The sequence below is a fragment of the Pseudomonas sp. PK-RTE-24 genome (genome assembly GCF_054052265.1).
Window position 1 is genome coordinate 396,269 of record NZ_CM133224.1, and the last position, 18,527, is coordinate 414,795.

Below are 18,527 nucleotides of genomic sequence, written 5' to 3' on the forward strand. Positions count from 1 at the left end.
CAACACTCAAAAAGGCTGCAGGCTTGGCCCGCCGAAAAATAGCCGGGAATTGTACCTGATACACGGCGCAAGCGTCACGTTCGCCTGTCACCCGGATCGCATGCAAAAACGCCCCGGTCTGGCGACCGAGGCGTTTTCAGGGTTCAAGCGCTGAATGAAAGCTTGTTCATCAGCCCGCGCGCCTGAGCAGCCAGACACCTGCCAGCGCACACACGCCGGCCGGCACCAGCACCGCAAACAACGGCGAGAATCCGAACACCAGACTCGATGGCCCCAGCAGATCCTGGACGATGCGGAAGGTGAAGCCCACCAGCACGCCGGTGAAAACACGCTGACCGAGGGTCACCGAACGCAGCGGGCCGAAGATGAACGAGATCGCCATCAGCACCAGCGCGGCGGTCACCAGCGGCTGCAACACCTTGACCCAAAATGCCAGCCAGTAACGGCCATTGCTCAGGCCCTGCTCGGCCAGATAGTGGATGTAGCCCCACAGACCGCTGATCGACAGCGATTCCGGCGCCATGACCACGGTGCTGAGCAGCTGCGGGCTCAACGCCACGTCCCACTCCTCGCTCGGGGCATTGACGACCTCAGTGCTGCGCTCGTGGAACAGCGTGGTGGCAACGTCGGTGAGCTGCCACTTGGTGCCGTCAAACTCAGCCTTTTTGGCGAAGCTGGAGCTGAGCAGATGGCGCTCCTTGTCGAAGTGATAGCGCGTCACGCCGTACAACAGACCGTTCGGCTGAACCGCGTTGATGTGGATAAATTCTTCACCCTGACGGTGCCACATACCGTGCTTGGCGCTTTGCGCATCGCCACTGCCCTGGGCCAGCGAGCGATTGGCCTGGGCCATGCTTTCGGTGGCCGGGGCGACGTATTCGCCAATCAGCACGCCGGCGAGCATCAGCACCAGCATCGGCTTCATCACAGCCCAGACAATGCGGCCGATCGACACGCCAGCAGCGCGCATGACCGTCAGCTCACTGCTGCTGGCCAGACTGCCGAGACCGATGAGGCAGCCGATCAATGCGGCCATCGGCAACATTTCATACAGCCGGCGCGGTGCGGTCAGCAATACAAAACCGAGCACGTCGACCAGGGTGTAGGTGTCGCTGACGTCGCCCATTTCATCGATGAAGGCAAACAGCGTCGCCAGGCCGAGGATGATCGCCAGCACGGCGATGATCGCCATGAATACGCTGCTGCCGATGTAGCGGTCGAGTTTAACCACGGGCCACCTCCAGCGCGGCGCTGCGACGGCTGGCCAGCTTCAGGCGCAGCGGCTCCCAATAAAGCAGGCCGAGGCCGATCACCAGGAAGATCGCGTGCACCCACCACAGGCCGAGGGCCGGCGGGATCTTGCCTTTTTCAAGGGCGCCGCGAGCGGCAATCAGGATGGTCAGGTAAGCCATATAAAGAAGAATCGCCGGCAGCAGCTTCAGGAAACGCCCCTGACGCGGATTCACCCGCGACAGCGGCACCGCCATCAGGGTCACGATGAACACCAGCAGTGGCAGGGACATGCGCCATTGCAGCTCGGTTTTCGAACGAATGTCGTCGCTGCCCCACAGGGACGACGTCGGCATCGCATCGCGATCGGTGACTTCTTCGCTGACGTCCGGCTTGGGCAGCAGCACGCCGTAGGTTTCGTAATGGATGGCGCGGTAATCGGCCTGCCCGGGGCTGCCGTCATAACGATAGCCGTTGTCGAGAATCAGGTAGCGATTGCCATCGGGGCGGATTTCCTGACGGCCCGACTCGGCCACCAGTACGGAAATCCCGCGGTCCTTCTTATCGGCACCGAGGTTCTTCTGCGAGATGAACACGCTGCCGAGATTGACGCGATCGTCGCTCAGGGTTTCGGTGTAGGTCACCCGAGTGCCATCACGCAGGGCCTGGAAGCGGCCCGGCTCGAGGGTATCGAACTCGGTCAGCGCGTCCTGCTTGTTCAGCAGCAGCTGAAACTGGTTGGCGCCCTGCGGAGCCAGGCCGAGGCTCAGCCACGCGACCACCAGTGCCACCAGCGTCGCCGGAAACAGGGTCATGCGAAACAGCTTCTGCTGGCTCATGCCAGTGGCCGAGAGCACGGTCATTTCGCTTTCAAGGTACAGGCGACCGTAGGCCAGCAGGATCCCGAGGAACAGGCCCAGCGGCAGAATCAGTTGCAGGAAACCCGGCAGACGAAAGCCCATGATCAGGAACAGCGAGCCCGGATCGAGCTGACCGGCCGCAGCCTGCGCCAGGTATTTGATGAAGCGACCGCTCATGATGATGACCAGCAGCACGGCACTTACGGCGCTGAGGGTCAACAGGACTTCGCGGGACAGATAACGGAAGACGATCAAACCAGACACTCCAGGGTTGTCAGGCTAAGGCGGCCAAACAAGCAAACACATCGACCGGCCCGCCATGCAGAGCGGTCGAAAAAAGATGCGGCATTATCCTGTGATTGGGTGCGCCTGTCACTGCGCACACTCATCCATCTCTGTAATCCTTTGCTGAGGGTTGTCAGGCGCGGGGAGCGAGGTTCAAACTGCGGCCCTTGTCGCAGGCTTTGGCCTGCGCCTCTTCTATCTATAAGCAGGCGACTGCGAACAGCGTCGAACGCCTGCGTGTTGACCATTCATTCAGGGATCCGGACATGGAACTGGTTGTAAAAAGCGTTAGCCCAGAAACGTTGAAAACCGCCACCCTGGTGGTTGCCGTCGGCGAAGGCCGCAAACTCGGTGTCGCCGCCAGACTGGTCGACGAGTCGAGCGGTGGTGCCATCAGCGCCGTGCTCAAGCGTGGCGACCTGGCCGGCAAGGTCGGTCAAAGCCTGCTGCTGCACAGCCTGCCGAACCTGAAAGCCGAGCGCGTGTTGCTGGTCGGCGTGGGCAAGGACGAGGAACTGGGCGACCGTCCGTTCCGCAAAATCGTTGCCGGCATCCTCAACACCCTCAAAGGCCTGGGCGGCGGCGATGCCGTACTGGCGCTGGATGAAGTCATCGTCAAAGGTCGCGACAGCTACGGCAAGACTCGCCTGCTGGCAGAAACCCTGGTCGATGGCGGCTACACCTTCGACCAGTTCAAGAGCCAGAAAGCCGAACCTCGCGCGCTGAAGAAAATCACCCTGCTGACCATCAAGGCTGCGCAAGCCGAAGTGCAGCGCGCCGTGAACCACGCCACCGCCATCGCCAACGGCATGGCCTTCACCCGCGATCTGGGCAACCTGCCACCGAACATCTGCCACCCGACCTTCATGGGCGAACAAGCCAAGAACCTGGGCAAAGAGTTCAAGGATCTGAAAGTCGAAGTACTCGACGAGAAGAAGATCAAATCCCTCGGCATGGGCTCGTTCTACGCCGTGGGCCAGGGCAGCGCCCAGCCGCCGCGCCTGATCGTCATGCAATACAACGGCGGCAAGAAATCCGAGAAGCCATACGCGCTGGTCGGCAAGGGCATCACCTTCGACACCGGCGGCATCAGCCTGAAGCCGGGCGCCGGCATGGACGAGATGAAGTACGACATGGGCGGCGCTGCCTCCGTGTTCGGCACATTGCGCGCCGTGCTTGAGCTGAAACTGCCGATCAATCTGGTGTGCATCCTCGCCTGCGCCGAGAACATGCCGAGCGGCAACGCGTCGCGCCCGGGCGATATCGTCACCACCATGAGCGGCCAGACCGTGGAAATCCTCAACACCGACGCCGAAGGCCGTCTGGTGCTGTGCGATGCGCTGACCTACGCCGAGCGCTTCAAGCCACAAGCGGTGATCGACATCGCCACCCTGACCGGTGCTTGCGTGGTGGCCCTGGGCGCACACACGTCCGGCCTGCTGGGCAACAACGACGAACTGATCGAGCAATTGCTCAGCGCCGGCAAGGCTGCCGACGACCGCGCCTGGCAACTGCCGCTGTTCGACGAGTATCAAGAGCAGCTGGACAGCCCATTCGCCGACATCGCCAACATCGGCGGGCCGAAGGCCGGCACCATCACCGCCGCCTGCTTCCTGTCGCGCTTCACCAAGAACCTCAACTGGGCGCACCTGGACATCGCCGGCACGGCATGGACCAGCGGCGGCAAGGACAAGGGCGCCACTGGCCGTCCGGTTCCGCTGCTGACCCAGTACCTGCTCGATCGCGCCAAAGCCTGACACCGCTGATGGGCGGCGGCGTCACTTTCGGGTGACGCCGCTTGCCGCTCTGGAACCGCAATGACCAAAGTCGACTTCTATATCCTGCCCAGCGCCGATCCTTCAGCGCGTCTGGATTTCGCCTGCAAGCTCACCGAGAAAGCCTGGCGCATGGGCCATCGCATCTACCTGCATTGCAGCGATGCGGCCCAACGTGACGATCTCGATGCGCGGCTGTGGGCATTCAAGGGCGAAAGTTTCGTGCCTCACGGCCCTGCCGACAGCGAACCGGACGGTTTGATCGTGCTGGGACTGGGCGAAGACTGCGGGGAACATCAGGATCTGCTGGTCAATCTCGACCTGAAAGTCCCGGCCTTCGCCAGCAAATTTGCCCGCGTGGCGGAAGTGGTGGTGGAAGATCCGACCATCCGAGCGGCGGCGCGGGAGAGTTTCCGTTTCTACCGCGAACAGGGCTATTCTCTGCAAGACCACCGTTTACAGCGACTCTGAGCATTCCAATGGACACTCCGAAACCGCAACAGAAGTCCGCACATCTGCTGGACGATCTTGAATCGATCCGCCAGTTGCTCGGCGATGACAACCTGCAACCGCCGCTCTTGACCGATACGGTCGATGACGGCGAACAGGAACAGATTCCGATGCTGTTCGATTCCGTCGGCAATCAGCCGGCGGCCGTCGAGCCGCCACCAGCGCCGCCGGCGGCCCCGGCTGCCGCACCGGTCGATAAAGGCCCGGATGCCTTGCTGCACCTGGACAGCGAACTGCGCGCCGCCGCGCAATTGATCATGCAAGACGTGATCGACGACTTCGCCCCGCACATCGAAACCGAAATCAAACGTCGCCTGGATGCGCGGATGGAGCGGCTGCTCAGCCAGTACGAATAAGCCGCTGGTGTAGGAGCTACCGAAGGCTGCGATCTTTTGACTTTGCTTTCACAAAAAACAAGATCAAAAGATCGCAGCCTTCGGCAGCTCCTACATTTAGATCTCCGCCCGACCTCCCCCGCTCGCCCTCGGCACCACGCCCCGCTATACTTCCCGGCTTTTCCTGAATAAATGCCAATAGGGTCCCGCCGCGCATGGATAAGACCTACCAGCCGCACGCCATTGAAACTTCCTGGTACAAGACCTGGGAGTCCGAGAACTACTTCGCCCCGCAAGGCGCGGGCGAGTCCTACACCATCATGATCCCGCCGCCGAACGTCACCGGCAGCCTGCACATGGGTCACGGTTTCAACAACGCGATCATGGACGCGTTGATCCGTTTCCGCCGCATGCAGGGTCGCGACACCCTGTGGCAACCGGGCACCGACCATGCCGGTATCGCCACGCAGATGCTGGTGGAGCGTCAGCTCGAAGCCCAGGGCCAGAATCGTCACGATCTGGGCCGGGAAAAATTTCTCGAAAAAGTCTGGGAATGGAAAGATCAGTCCGGCGGCAACATCAGCCGGCAGATCCGTCGCCTCGGCTCGTCCGTCGACTGGAGCCGCGAGCGCTTCACCATGGACGACGGCCTCTCGGAAGCGGTCAAGGAAGCTTTCGTGCGCCTGCATGAAGACGGCCTGATCTACCGCGGCAAGCGTCTGGTCAACTGGGACACCAAACTGCACACGGCGATTTCCGACCTCGAAGTGGAAAACCACGAAGAGAAAGGCTTCCTGTGGAACCTGAAATACCCATTGGCCGATGGTGTAAAAACCGCCGAGGGCGATGACTTCCTGATCGTCGCCACCACCCGTCCGGAAACCATGCTCGGTGACTCCGCCGTCGCGGTTAACCCGAACGACGAACGCTACAAAGCGCTGATCGGCAAATTCGTCGAGCTGCCACTGGTTGGCCGCCGCATCCCGATCATCGCCGACGATTATTGCGACCCTGAATTCGGCACCGGCTGCGTGAAAATCACCCCGGCCCACGATTTCAACGACTACGAAGTCGGCAAGCGCCACAACCTGCCGCTGCTGAACATCTTCGACAAGAACGCCAACGTGCTGCCTGCCGCTCAGGTGTTCAACCTCGACGGCACGCTGAACGAGAGCATCGACGGCAAGATTCCGGCCGAGTTCGCTGGCCTGGAACGTTTCGAAGCGCGCAAGCAGATCGTTGCCGCGTTCGACGCCGCCGGCCTGCTGGTGAGTGTCAACGATCACAATCTGAAAACGCCGAAAGGCGATCGCTCCGGCACGGTCATCGAGCCGTGGCTGACCGACCAGTGGTACGTATCGACCAAGCCGCTGGCCGAGCCGGCGATTGCTGCCGTTGAAGACGGTCGCATCCAGTTCGTGCCCAAGCAGTACGAAAACATGTACTTCTCGTGGATGCGCGACATCCAGGACTGGTGCATCAGCCGTCAGCTGTGGTGGGGCCACCGGATTCCGGCCTGGTACGACGAGTCGGGCAAGGTCTACGTCGGTCGCGACGAAGCCGAAGTCCGTGCCAAGCACAACCTCGGCCCGGACGTTGCGCTGCAACAGGACAACGACGTACTCGACACCTGGTTCAGTTCCGGCCTGTGGACCTTCTCGACCCTGGGCTGGCCTGAGCAGACCGAGTTCCTGAAGAAATTCCACTCCACCGACGTGCTGGTCACCGGTTTCGACATCATCTTCTTCTGGGTTGCCCGGATGATCATGATGACCATGCACCTGATGAAGAACGAAGACGGCACGCCGCAGGTTCCGTTCAAGACCGTTTACGTACACGGTCTGGTGCGCGACGGCCAAGGCCAGAAGATGTCCAAGTCCAAGGGCAACGTCCTTGACCCGCTGGACATCATCGACGGCATCGATTTGGAAACCCTGGTGCAGAAGCGCACCTCGGGCCTGATGCAACCGAAACTGGCGAAGAAGATCGAGAAAGCCACCCGCGAAGAGTTCGCCAACGGCATCGAAAGCTACGGCACCGACGCCCTGCGCTTCACGTTCTGCTCGCTGGCCTCGACCGGTCGCGACATCAAGTTCGACATGGGTCGCGTCGAAGGCTATCGCAACTTCTGCAACAAGATCTGGAACGCCGCGCGTTACGTTCTGGACAAGGGCGAAGACTGCGGCCAGAACGGCGAAGCCTGCGAGCTGTCGCTGGCTGATCGCTGGATCATCTCGCAGCTGCAACGCACCGAAGCCGAAGTGACCCGCCAACTGGATCAGTTCCGTTTCGACCTCGCCGCGCAAGCGCTGTACGAGTTCATCTGGAACCAGTACTGCGACTGGTATCTGGAACTGTCCAAGCCTGTGCTGTGGGACGAGAACGCACCGGTCGAACGTCAGCGCGGCACTCGCCGGACGCTGGTACGCGTGCTGGAAGTGGCGCTGCGTCTGGCGCATCCGTTCATGCCGTTCATCACTGAAGAAATCTGGCAGCGCATCGCGCCGCTGGCCGGCATCCAGGGCAAGACGATCATGTTGCAGCCTTGGCCGGTGGCCAACGAAGAGCGCATCGATCCGGCGGCGGAAAACGACATCGAATGGCTCAAGGAACTGATGCTCGGCACGCGCAACATTCGTGGCGAGATGAACATCGGCCCGGGCAAGCCACTGCCGATCTTCCTGAAGAACGTCAGCGCTGACGACCAGCGCCGCCTGACCGAGAACGAAGCGCTGCTGAAGAAGCTGGCGCGCCTGGAATCGATCACCGTACTCGCCGCTGGCGAAGAAGCACCGCTGTCCGCCACCGCACTGGTCGGCGAGATGGAAGTGCTGGTGCCGATGGCCGGTCTGATCGACAAGGGCGCCGAACTGGCGCGTCTGGACAAGGAAATCCTGCGTTTGCAGGGCGAAGTCCAGCGGGTTGGCGGCAAGCTGTCCAACGCCGGTTTCGTCGACAAGGCCCCGGCCGAAGTCATCGAGAAGGAACGCGCCAAACTGGCCGAGGCCGAACAGGCCCTGGGCAAACTGGCCGAGCAGCACGCGCGGATTGCCAGCCTGTAACGGCAAATCGCAGTGAAAAAGGGAGGCCCAAGTGGCCTCCCTTTTTTATTCCTGAAAAACCTTGAGTCCCCTGTGGGAGCGAGCCTGCTCGCGAAAGCGCTGTGTCAGCCGACAAATCTGCCGGATGTGAAACCGCCTTCGCGAGCAGGCTCGCTCCCACAGTTTGAACGGTGTTGCCTTCAGATGTGGGACAATGCCCGCCACTTTCAGCCATACCCGAATCGACCACGCCCATGACCGCCCCCCGCACACCCAAACCTGCGCGCAAGAAGCCTGACGCCGCCTCCCCGAGCAAAGCCGTCGAGCCGCGCGAGAAGGCCAGCCTGCATCCGCGCAATCGCCATCAGGGTCGTTACGACTTTCCGGCACTGATCAAGACCACGCCGGAACTGGCCAAGTACGTGATCACCAATCCGTACGGCAAGGAAAGCATTGACTTCGCCAGCCCCGACGCGGTACGTGTGTTCAATCGGGCGCTGCTCAAGGCGTTCTACGGCATCCAGCATTGGGACATCCCGGCGGACTATCTTTGCCCTCCTGTTCCGGGGCGTGCCGACTATGTGCACTTTCTCGCCGACCTGCTGGCGAGCATGAACGACGGCAAGGTCCCGCGCGGCGCGATCGTCAATGTGCTGGATATCGGCATGGGCGCCAACTGCGTGTATCCGCTGATCGGCAACAGCGAATATCGCTGGCACTTCCTCGGCTCGGAGATCGACCCGACAGCCGTGGCGGCGGCGCGAGCCATCGTGCAGTCCAATGATCTGAGCAAAGTGATCCAGCTGCGCCAGCAGGAAAACCGCAAGCACATCCTCATTGGCTTGCTGGAGCCGGGCGAGCGTTTCGACCTGACCATGTGCAACCCGCCGTTCCACGCTTCGATGGAAGAAGCGACCAAGGGCAGCGAGCGCAAGTGGCGCGCCTTGGGCAAGGCCGACCCGAAACGCAAGCTGCCGGTGCTGAACTTCGGCGGGCAATCGGCGGAGCTGTGGTGTGAAGGCGGTGAAGCACGCTTCGTGACGCAGTTGATTGCCGAGAGCGCGAACTTCCAGCACAAGGTGTTGTGGTTCAGCACACTGGTGTCGAAGGCCTCGAACCTGCCGGCCATTGAAACCGCGCTGAAGAAGGCTGGCGTGCTGGAGAGCCAGGTCGTGGAGATGTCGCAGGGCCAGAAGCAGAGCCGCTTTGTTGCCTGGACCTTCCAGACCAAGTCCGAGCAGCAGATCTGGCGACGCGAGCGCTGGGTTCGCTAACACACAGCAGATCCCCTGTGGGAGCGAGCCTGCTCGCGAAGGCGGCGTGTCAGTCAGCTTCAATATCGACTGACCTACCGCTTTCGCGAGCAGGCTCGCTCCCACATTGGCACTGCGATTCAGTCGCTAAATCACAGACACAAAAAAACCGTGCCCCGGATCACTCCGAAGCACGGTTTTTTTATCGCTGCGTCTTACTTGTTCACAGCGTCGGTCAGGCCTTTGGCCACAACCAGCTTGATCACTTTCTTTGCAGGGATTTCGATGGCAGCGCCAGTCGAAGGGTTACGGCCGGTGCGGGCAGGACGCTCGGTCACTTTCAGCTTGCCGATACCTGGCAAGGTGATTTCGCCGCCGTTTTCCAGCTGATCGGCAACGATTTGGCCCAGTTGGTCCAGAGCGTTACGCGCGGTGGTTTTCGGCGCGTCGATAGCTTCAGCGATGTCGGCGATCAGTTGGTCTTTAGTAAGAGCCATGTAGTGTTCCTTCCCTATCAAATTCATATGGATTGCAGAGTGCAGTGTCAGCCATCGAGCCCGATCTTCTGGATCTGGCACCCTCGGCGATTAACCACGACGAGTCGGGTTATAGATGCCGAAATCAGGGTTTGGTTCGACCTGACAAATGCTGAATGCACGCTTAACGCAGTGACTTCGCGTAAGACCGGGCAAAACTAGCACAGCGACAAGGAAATATCCGCCTCTAGCTACCCATTTGGTCAGCTTTATTGCGCTAAATCGGTAAAAAACCGCTTAAGGCCGGGCGCGCGCCCCGGTTTTGCCCTGCAACCCGCGCCAAAACCAGTGGTTGCGGTACACTGAGCGCTTTTTCGGGGGAGCCTGCCCTCCTCCCTTCCAACAGCCGAGAAGCCCATGCCGATCCGTCATTGCATCGTCCACCTGATCGACAAAAAACCCGACGGCACGCCCGCAGTTCTGCACGCCCGTGACTCTGAACTGGCCGAGTCCGCAGCCATCGAAAACATGCTCGCCGACCTCAACGAAAGCTACAACGCCAAACAGGGCAAAGCCTGGGGCCTGTTCCATCCGGAATCCGGCGCATTCCCGTTCAGCGGCTGGCTGAAGGAGTATATGGAAGGCGGCCGTGACTTCACCGCGTTCAGTAAAGTGGCGGTCGAGCATCTGCAGAAACTGATGGAAGAATCCAACCTGTCGGTGGGTGGCCACGTGCTGTTCGCCCACTATCAGCAAGGCATGACCGACTATCTGGCGATCGCCCTGCTGCATCACAGCGAAGGTGTGGCGGTGACCGACGAGCTCGACGTGACGCCCTCGCGCCATCTCGACCTTGGCCAGTTGCATCTGGCAGCGCGGATCAATGTCTCGGAGTGGCAGAACAACAAGCAGTCGAAACAGTACATCTCGTTCATCAAGGGCAAGAATGGCAAGAAGGTCTCGGAGTATTTCCGCGACTTCATCGGTTGCCAGGAAGGCGTCGACGGCCCCGGCGAGACGCGCACACTGCTCAAGGCCTTCAGTGACTTTGTCGAGAGCGAAGACCTGCCGGAAGACTCGGCCCGCGAGAAAACCAAGACCCTGGTCGACTATGCCAGCAGCCAGGCCAAGCTCGGCGAACCGATGGGTCTTGAGGAGCTGTCGGAGCTGATCGACGAGGAACGCCCGAAAGCCTTCTACGATCACATCCGCAACAAGGACTATGGCCTGTCGCCAGAGATTCCGGCAGACAAGCGCACCCTCAATCAATTCCGTCGTTTCACCGGCCGCGCCGAAGGTTTGTCGATCAGCTTCGAAGCGCACCTGCTGGGCTCGAAGATCGAGTACGACGAAGAGAACGGCACCCTGATCATCAAAGGCCTGCCGACTTCGCTGACCGATCAGTTGAAGCGGCGTAACTGATGCTCGGCAATGTGCTGAAAAAGGTCGCCCTGGTGCTGCTGGTGGTCGTGGTCTATCAGAACTGGGGCAAGATCGAGCGGGTATTCAATCCCGCGCAAATGGTCTCGCCGCAGACCCGGGCGCAAGCCAATGTCGTGCTCTATGCCACCGACTGGTGCGGCTACTGCAAACAGACCAAACGCTTTCTCGACAGCAAGGGCATACCGTTCAAGGAGTTCGACATCGAGAAGGATGCCGATGCGCGCAAGGCGTATGAGGCACTGGGTGGACGCGGGATTCCGCTGATCGATGTGAACGGCACGTTGATTCGCGGGTTCGATCCGGACGAAATCCTTGCAGCCCTGAAATAACCAATGTGGGAGCGAGCCTGCTCGCGAAAGCGCTGCATCAGCCAACAACCATGTTGAATGATCCATCGTCTTCGCGAGCAGGCTCGCTCCCACAGGTTTTGCAGCTGCTTGATAAATCAGCGCGCTTCGATACGGAAACCAAAACGCGGAAAGTGCACATGCACCACGCCGCCACGTTCGTCTTCACGGCGAATGATCAGCTCTTCACTGCCAGCAAACAGCAGCTCGCCCACCACCGGATCAACGCCGTAATCGATAGCGGCAATTGCCACTTGCTGTCCCGTCTTGAAGCCGTTCGGATCAACGAACCGCTCATCCGGCAATGCCGCTGGCGTCGCGTTACGCGCGACCTCCAATGCCTCGGCAGAGGACATCTCGCTCGCTGCGCCATGGCCGAACCCGAGCACCCGACCCAGCCACGCCGCCACCGCCGGATATTCATCCACCAGCGGCGCCGTGACGTGGGTCGCCTTGAGGAACCACAGCGGATGCGCCAGGGCGAAGTCGGCAATCGATGGCTCGCCGAAGAGGTAGTCGCCCTGTTCGCGCTGCAACTGCTGCTCCAGACGCGCCATGATCGTCGGCCACTGATGCTTGGCCTGCTCGGCGGACAGGCGTGTGGCGCTGCCACCGCTGAACAAGCCGGCGCGGTCGGCCAGGAAGGCCTTGATCGCTTCCGGCGGCAATTTGCCGAAACGCACGGCTACCGATTCTGGCTGGAACACCAGGCTCACCGCGTGCTGAAACACCACCGAGTCGGCCCACGCCGCAAAACTGGCGCTGGTCATTTCCTGGCCTTCGGGGAAAAACGCCGGCAGGGCTTTTTCCTGTTCCAGCCGTCGAGCGATCAGTGCGGTATCGCAATAGATGTCGGCACCGATCTGCAACACTGGAGTCTTGCGGTAGCCACCGGTCAATGCCGTCAGATCAGGCTTGGGCATCACCGGGGAAATATGCACCGAACGCCAGGACAGGCCTTTGAAGCCCAGCAGCAGGCGCGCCTTCTCGGCAAATGGAGAGGTCGGGTAATGGTGCAGAATCAACTCGGACATGCTCGGCTCCGCCGCTGGAAAAGTGAATCCGCAGCTTAGCGCGCATTGCCTGACAGGCCTACCGATCTGCCTGATGGGAACCAATCAGTCAGATTGATAAGACGCGACCAGGCATTCCTTGGCGCTCTTCTTGAGCTTTTTGATCAGCCGTTCCTGGCGCAAAGCATCGCTTTTGTCGCGGCACAGTTCGGTGTAGACCAGGGCCATCGCGGGGCTGGAAAGAAAGAACCGCGCGCCCTTGCCGCTCTGGTGCTTGGCGAAACGGCGTACGGGGTCGTCGCTGATTCCGCAATACAACGAGCCATTGGCGGCACGCACGAGGTAGACGAACCAGGATTTACTCACTGGTTCGGCAGCATCGACGGATTTTTCGCTAAGGCTGGTCACTTCGGGATCTGAACGTGTAGGAAAACAGGCGGCGATCTTATCAGCGCCCGGCCTGAAATGCCTTCAGTCCCTTGCGCGCCTGGGCACGTACCGCGTTGCGCACCAGCGGCGTCCAGCCCAGCAGCAGGCCTTTGAAACCCAACGCCTGCCGCGACCAGCGCCACAGATCGAAGTGGTCGTGGTGCTCACAGATCTTGCCGTCCCGGAAGACGAAGCGCGCCTGGATGTCGTTGACCACGACGTTGCCGGTCTGACTGAACAGGTAAGTCGCCACCCAATGCGCGCCGCCGGTGCGCTCGTCGGCGCGGACATTGTCAAAAGTCAGGGAAAAATCCCTGGCGCGGGTAGTCAGCATGCGCCACATGTCGCCGGCATCGCGCCCGCGCAACTCGCCGAAGGCCGGATCGCTGAAGACCACATCATCGGTGTAGCAGGCGGCCATGGCTTCTGCGTCAAGGCGCTGAAAGGCTTGGTAGAAGCGGGTGATCAGGGCGCTATGGGCTTCGCTCAAGGCAATCTCCAAAGAAATAGGTACAGATTGCCAGCACCATAATCTGCCGCGCGCAGAAACACTATCGGCAATACGCAAAACCTTTGTGGGAGCGACCCTGCTTGCGAAGGCAATTCAACATTCAACATCCATGTTGACCGAAACACCGCTTTCGCGAGCAGGCTCGCTCCCACATTTGCAACCAGTGCATTCAGATCTTTTCGCTTTGCACCTGCACATACAACGCCCGCCCGGCACCCAGCCCGGCCAGGATCGCACCAGCGCCGATAACGCCGAAGATCCAGCCCAGGGCATTCCAGCCGCCGGTCCAGTCATGCACCACGCCCACGGCAAACGGCCCCATGGACGCCAGCGTGTAGCCAAACCCCTGGGACATGCTCGACAGGTTCGCCGCGACATGGGAATCACGCGAGCGCAGCACGATCAGGGTCAGGGCCAGACTGAACGTGCCGCCCTGCCCCAGTCCGAGCAGAATCGCCCAGCCCCACAGACCTTCGATCGGTGCGTACAGGCAGCCGAACAGGCCGGCCAGGGTCAGCGCCATGACCACGACAATCGCCAGGCGCTGATCCTTGCCCCGGGTCGCCAGCCACGGCGCGGCCAGCGAACTGGCCAGCTGAATGATCACCGAACCGGACAGCACCAATCCGGCCTGAGTCGGTGTCAGCCCGCGCCCGATGAGGATCGACGGCAACCAGCCAAACACGATGTAGGCCAGCGACGATTGCAGGCCCATGTACAAGGTCACCTGCCAGGCCAGCGGATCACGCAGCAACCCGCGCACGCGATAGGCGACGTTGTGTGCGCCATGTTTGGAGCCGACTTGTGGCAGCCAGAATACCGCGGCCACCAATGCCGGAATCACCCAGAACCCCAGGCCCATCGCCCAGCTGTTGCCGAAGTGTTCACTCAGCGGCACGGTCGAACCCGCCGCCATCGCTGCGCCCAGGCACAGCGCCATGGTGTAGACGCCGGTCATGGTCCCGGCATGTTTGGCGAAATCGCGCTTGACGATGCCCGGCAGCAGCACGCCGACGATGCCGATGCTGGCGCCCCCAAGCACGCTGCCGGCAAACAGGCCGATCTCGCCGAAATTACTGCGCAGGATAATCCCGCCGGCCAGCGTCAGCAGAATTCCCAGCACCACGCGCTCGGCACCGAAACGCCGCGCCAGAATCGGCGCCAGCGGCGCAAACAGGCCAAGGCACAGCACCGGCAACGTGGTCAGCAATCCCGCCTGCGCCGCAGACAGTCCGAGACTGCTGGAGACCTCGCTGAGCAACGGCGCCATGCTCGACAACGCCGGGCGCAGGTTCAGCGCCACCAGAATCAAGCCGAGCAGCAACAGCCACGGGCGTTTTACCAATGGGTGGCTTTGCTGGACCTGCTCGTCATCAGCCTCGGCATCGATCAGCAGCTCTTCAAGTTCGGGGGTGCGTTTCGACGCTGTGGATAACTCACTGCGGGGCATGGATTTCTCGGTTTCAAGGTTCATTGATCAACTGCCTCGACAAGGCTTTGGCCCGTTCCGGGTCGCGTTGCTCGACCGCATCGAGCAAGTCGATGTGCAGATCGAACACTTCCTGACGGCGCGGGGAGATATTCAAGGTCTGGCGCAATTGCGCGCCGACGATGCTGGAGAAATATCGATACAGCTCGCTGAGGGTCGGGTTGTGCGCGGCGTCGACCAGTCGGCGATGGAACACCAGATCGCAGGCGATGTAAGTGTCGAGATCACCATGGTAGTGGCTGCCGCTGGTGCCGAGCGCTTCGCGCAGGGCCGCCAGATCGTCATCGGTACGACGCAACGCCGCCAGGCCGATGGCCTCGACTTCAAGGATGTGTCGGGTCTCCCGAGCCTGCTCCAGGGAACAGCGGGACAACGCCTTCAGCGTATCCAGCGGATCGACCACGGCGCGCAAATAACTGCCGTCGCCTTGGCGAATTTCGATCAGACCGGAAAATGCCAGAACACGCATGGCTTCGCGCACGGTGTTGCGGCTGATGCCCAGCTCGGCGCACAGCTCAGGCTCGGTCGGCAGACGCTCGCCGACTTGCCACGCACCGCTGTTGATGCGCTGACGCAGTTGATCCAAAGCCTGATCGACCAGGGATCGCTTGATCAAAGGGGAAATGTCGGACATGAAACCCACCTTTTCATCCAATCATAGGATGAATTTTCCGACATGTTAGTCAGACCCATGTAGGACGGCAACCACCTAGGGTCAATCGGAGACACATGGAGCGGCATTTTCGATTGGTCAAAATTACCCTTTAAGGGTAATTTCAGGGACAGGGTTTTGGCTTCTTATGGAAAAGAACACACCCCATTACGACTTGGCAGTCGTGAAGGCCGAAGTAATTAGACGAGGCAAAGAAGCCTTTACACGTTATGCACTTGAGACAGGCCGGGACATGGGCATGTCATGGAAAGTGATGATGCAGGTTGTGGCAACGCTTGAGCGGCGGATGCTCTACAAATCCATGACCTCTTATTCCAACCATCGTAACTGGCACGACGTCTATCACGTATCGTTTCGAAATCGGGAGATCTACATCAAAGTGACCTACTGCACGAGCGGTGGTTCTCCGGTGATCTCCTTCAAGGAGAAAAACACATGAGCAAGAGGCAATGCCTGAGTTGCGGCACCGAACACGCAATGCACCACTTTCAAGATCGCAGTCTCGACGTCAATTACAAACAGTTTTCGCGGCCCGTACACCTTCTCGCCGGCTGGGAGTGCAGGGTCTGTGGCGAAATCATTTTTGACAGTGGTACCGACAGTGCCGAGCGCTACGTAGATGCCGGCGATCAATTACTCGAAGACGTACTTCGGCTGATCGGTACCGAAATGAAGCGTATTCGCCGAAAGCTCCATCTCACTCAAAGAAGTGCGGTGAAGTGGCTGTCAGGAGGTGGGCATAATGCGTTTTCACGATATGAACGCGGCGAACTGGCTCCGCCGCAGCCGTTGTTCACATTAATGCGGCTTCTGGATCGTCATCCCGATCTGCTAGAGGAAATTCAGGCACTTCACGCAGACGACGGTCTCAAACAACTTCTGGAAACTCGTTACCCGGAGCGGGAACCTGTTCTGGCCAGATGAGCCCAAATAAAACAAACCCGGAACTGAGTCCGGGTTTGTTTCAGTGCCTGACGGGCATCAATGCAAAATCTGACTCAAGAACAACTTGGTCCGATCATTCTGCGGATTGTCGAAGAAGTCGTTCGGCGCGGCCTGTTCAACGATTTCGCCCTTGTCCATGAAGATCACGCGGTTGGCCACGGTGCGGGCGAAGCCCATTTCGTGCGTCACGCAGAGCATGGTCATGCCGTCTTCGGCCAGACCGATCATGGTGTCGAGAACCTCTTTCACCATTTCCGGATCGAGCGCTGAAGTCGGCTCGTCGAACAGCATGATTTTCGGCTTCATGCACAAGGCGCGGGCGATCGCCACACGCTGTTGCTGGCCGCCGGACAGTTGCCCCGGATATTTGTGCGCCTGCTCCGGAATGCGTACGCGCTCCAGGTAATGCATGGCGATTTCCTCGGCCTTGCGCTTGGGCATCTTGCGCACCCACATCGGCGCCAGCGTGCAGTTCTGCAGGATGGTCAGGTGCGGGAACAGGTTGAAGTGCTGGAACACCATGCCGACTTCGCGGCGGATCGCTTCGATCTGCTTGAGGTCGTTGGTCAGTTCCACGCCATCGACGACGATGCGCCCCTGCTGGTGTTCTTCCAGACGATTGAGGCAACGGATCGTCGTGGATTTACCGGAGCCCGACGGACCACACAGGACGATGCGTTCGCCCTGTTTGACGTTGAGGTTGATGTCCTTGAGTACGTGAAACTGGCCGTACCACTTGTTCACGCCCTGCATCTGGATGATGCCTTCCGGACCCACAGGCTTTTTGATTGCTTCGCTCATTTACAGAGAACTCCTAACGCTTGTGGCCAGTGTCGAGCTTGCGTTCCAGATGCATGGAATAGCGCGACATACCAAAACAGAAAATCCAGAACACCAGGGCGGCGAACACGTAGCCTTCGGTGGCCATGCCCAGCCATTTCGGGTCGGCGGCGGCTTGCTTGACGCTGTTGAGCAGGTCGAACAGGCCGATGATGATCACCAGGCTGGTGTCCTTGAACAGCGCAATGAACGTGTTGACGATGCCCGGGATCACCAGCTTCAGGGCTTGCGGCAGAATCACCAGGCCCATCGAACGCCAGTAACCGAGGCCCATCGCTGCAGCCGCTTCGTACTGCCCTTTGGGAATCGCCTGCAGACCACCGCGCACCACTTCGGCGACGTAGGCCGACTGGAACAGGATCACGCCGATCAGCGCCCGCAACAGCTTGTCGAAGTTCATGCCTTCAGGCAGGAACAGCGGCAGCATTACCGAGGACATGAACAGCACCGTGATCAACGGCACGCCGCGCCAGAACTCGATGAAGGTCACGCAGACCACACGAATCGCCGGCATGTTCGAACGCCGTCCCAGCGCCAGCACGATGCCCAGCGGCAATGCTCCGGCGATGCCGACGGTGGCGATCACCAGGGTCAGCATCAGGCCGCCCCACTGGCTGGTCGGCACGGTGGTCATTCCGAAACCGCCATGCAGCAAAGTGAAGGCAATGATCGGGTACAGCACCAGGAAGCTCAGGCCGTATACCGCTTTACGCGGCACGCGCGAGATGAACAGCGGTGCTGCGCCAATGACCGCCAGCCACACGGTCAGATCAACGCGCCAGCGCAGCTCGGTCGGGTAGTAGCCGTACATGAACTGGCCGAAACGCTGCTGAATGAACACCCAGCAGGCGCCTTCCTTGGTGCAGTCGGCGCGGGTGGTGCCGACCCAGTTGGCGTCAACGATCGCCCAGCTGAGGATCGGTGGCACGACCAGGTAGATCAGGTAGAACGCAAACAGCGTCAGCAGGGTGTTGAGCCAGCTGGAGAACATGTTCGCGCGCATCCACGCCAGCACGCCGATGCTGCTGTTCGGTGGAGGCATGTCGGGTTTGAAAGTATGAGTACTCATGCG

General features: G+C 60.4%; 19 protein-coding genes. 9 read left to right on the forward strand and 10 right to left on the reverse strand.

Annotated features, from left to right (window positions below; all coding sequences use genetic code 11):
- Positions 1-169 precede the first annotated feature (169 nt).
- Entirely contained in the window at positions 170-1,231 is a 1,062-nt protein-coding gene (gene lptG / locus ACV8MC_RS01815; protein ID WP_073473630.1) for an LPS export ABC transporter permease LptG, read from the reverse strand.
- Positions 1,224-2,345 carry an LPS export ABC transporter permease LptF gene (gene lptF, locus ACV8MC_RS01820; RefSeq protein ID WP_016771566.1) on the reverse strand — a complete coding sequence of 374 codons (1,122 nt, stop codon included), beginning with the start codon at positions 2,343-2,345 and terminating at the stop codon, positions 1,224-1,226. Before lptF ends, lptG begins: the two co-directional genes overlap by 8 nt.
- Positions 2,346-2,641: 296 nt before the next feature.
- Between lptF and ACV8MC_RS01825 the strand changes: the two genes are divergently transcribed.
- From ACV8MC_RS01825 to rlmF, 5 genes are all read left to right on the forward strand, one after another.
- Complete coding sequence (locus tag ACV8MC_RS01825; protein ID WP_016771567.1) at positions 2,642-4,132, forward strand: leucyl aminopeptidase; 1,491 nt, start codon at positions 2,642-2,644, stop codon at positions 4,130-4,132.
- A 60-nt stretch (positions 4,133-4,192) separates the two neighbouring features.
- Positions 4,193-4,621, forward strand: a complete 429-nt coding sequence (locus tag ACV8MC_RS01830) for a DNA polymerase III subunit chi (RefSeq protein WP_125918303.1) — start codon at positions 4,193-4,195, stop codon at positions 4,619-4,621.
- An 8-nt stretch (positions 4,622-4,629) separates the two neighbouring features.
- Positions 4,630-5,016: a hypothetical protein gene (locus ACV8MC_RS01835; RefSeq protein ID WP_056783087.1), complete on the forward strand. Its 387-nt coding sequence runs from the start codon at positions 4,630-4,632 to the stop codon at positions 5,014-5,016.
- A 194-nt stretch (positions 5,017-5,210) separates the two neighbouring features.
- Positions 5,211-8,057 carry a valine--tRNA ligase gene (locus ACV8MC_RS01840; protein ID WP_457264285.1) on the forward strand — a complete coding sequence of 949 codons (2,847 nt, stop codon included), beginning with the start codon at positions 5,211-5,213 and terminating at the stop codon, positions 8,055-8,057.
- 233 nt (positions 8,058-8,290) lie between these two features.
- A complete protein-coding gene (gene rlmF / locus ACV8MC_RS01845; protein WP_016771571.1) occupies positions 8,291-9,310 on the forward strand; it encodes a 23S rRNA (adenine(1618)-N(6))-methyltransferase RlmF in 1,020 nt (339 codons plus the stop codon).
- Between the two features lie 194 nt (positions 9,311-9,504).
- Here rlmF and ACV8MC_RS01850 read toward each other — a convergent pair whose 3' ends face one another.
- Complete coding sequence (locus ACV8MC_RS01850; protein WP_003221909.1) at positions 9,505-9,786, reverse strand: HU family DNA-binding protein; 282 nt, start codon at positions 9,784-9,786, stop codon at positions 9,505-9,507.
- A gap of 396 nt (positions 9,787-10,182) precedes the next feature.
- On the opposite strand from ACV8MC_RS01850, the gene yejK reads away from it, so the two are divergent.
- Positions 10,183-11,187, forward strand: coding sequence for a nucleoid-associated protein YejK (yejK, locus tag ACV8MC_RS01855; protein WP_039759184.1), 1,005 nt, complete (start codon positions 10,183-10,185; stop codon positions 11,185-11,187).
- Positions 11,187-11,537: a glutaredoxin family protein gene (locus ACV8MC_RS01860; RefSeq protein WP_056783081.1), complete on the forward strand. Its 351-nt coding sequence runs from the start codon at positions 11,187-11,189 to the stop codon at positions 11,535-11,537. Before yejK ends, ACV8MC_RS01860 begins: the two co-directional genes overlap by 1 nt.
- Before the next feature lie 116 nt (positions 11,538-11,653).
- On the opposite strand, the gene ACV8MC_RS01865 is transcribed toward ACV8MC_RS01860, so the two are convergent.
- From ACV8MC_RS01865 to ACV8MC_RS01885, 5 genes are all read right to left on the reverse strand, one after another.
- Complete coding sequence (locus ACV8MC_RS01865) at positions 11,654-12,589, reverse strand: glutathione S-transferase family protein (RefSeq protein ID WP_457264288.1); 936 nt, start codon at positions 12,587-12,589, stop codon at positions 11,654-11,656.
- An 84-nt stretch (positions 12,590-12,673) separates the two neighbouring features.
- Complete coding sequence (locus ACV8MC_RS01870; protein ID WP_095180433.1) at positions 12,674-12,976, reverse strand: GIY-YIG nuclease family protein; 303 nt, start codon at positions 12,974-12,976, stop codon at positions 12,674-12,676.
- 40 nt (positions 12,977-13,016) lie between these two features.
- The gene (locus ACV8MC_RS01875) at positions 13,017-13,487 is read right to left on the reverse strand and encodes a nuclear transport factor 2 family protein (protein WP_095180432.1); all 471 of its coding nucleotides are present in this window, start codon (positions 13,485-13,487) and stop codon (positions 13,017-13,019) included.
- Between the two features lie 190 nt (positions 13,488-13,677).
- Positions 13,678-14,982, reverse strand: coding sequence for a CynX/NimT family MFS transporter (locus ACV8MC_RS01880; RefSeq protein ID WP_041479504.1), 1,305 nt, complete (start codon positions 14,980-14,982; stop codon positions 13,678-13,680).
- Positions 14,972-15,631 (reverse strand): FadR/GntR family transcriptional regulator, encoded by a 660-nt coding sequence (locus ACV8MC_RS01885; protein WP_095180430.1) that lies wholly within the window; start codon positions 15,629-15,631, stop codon positions 14,972-14,974. Before ACV8MC_RS01885 ends, ACV8MC_RS01880 begins: the two co-directional genes overlap by 11 nt.
- A gap of 166 nt (positions 15,632-15,797) precedes the next feature.
- Between ACV8MC_RS01885 and ACV8MC_RS01890 the strand changes: the two genes are divergently transcribed.
- Together ACV8MC_RS01890 and ACV8MC_RS01895 are read left to right on the forward strand one after the other, a co-directional pair.
- Complete coding sequence (locus ACV8MC_RS01890) at positions 15,798-16,109, forward strand: type II toxin-antitoxin system MqsR family toxin (RefSeq protein WP_071174464.1); 312 nt, start codon at positions 15,798-15,800, stop codon at positions 16,107-16,109.
- Positions 16,106-16,594: a type II toxin-antitoxin system MqsA family antitoxin gene (locus tag ACV8MC_RS01895; protein WP_150636205.1), complete on the forward strand. Its 489-nt coding sequence runs from the start codon at positions 16,106-16,108 to the stop codon at positions 16,592-16,594. Before ACV8MC_RS01890 ends, ACV8MC_RS01895 begins: the two co-directional genes overlap by 4 nt.
- A gap of 57 nt (positions 16,595-16,651) precedes the next feature.
- Here the strand turns inward: ACV8MC_RS01895 and ACV8MC_RS01900 are convergent, their stop codons facing one another.
- Both ACV8MC_RS01900 and ACV8MC_RS01905 read right to left on the reverse strand, forming a co-directional pair.
- Complete coding sequence (locus ACV8MC_RS01900; protein ID WP_016771581.1) at positions 16,652-17,416, reverse strand: amino acid ABC transporter ATP-binding protein; 765 nt, start codon at positions 17,414-17,416, stop codon at positions 16,652-16,654.
- Between the two features lie 13 nt (positions 17,417-17,429).
- The gene (locus ACV8MC_RS01905; RefSeq protein WP_457264293.1) at positions 17,430-18,524 is read right to left on the reverse strand and encodes an amino acid ABC transporter permease; all 1,095 of its coding nucleotides are present in this window, start codon (positions 18,522-18,524) and stop codon (positions 17,430-17,432) included.
- Positions 18,525-18,527: the final 3 nt, after the last annotated feature.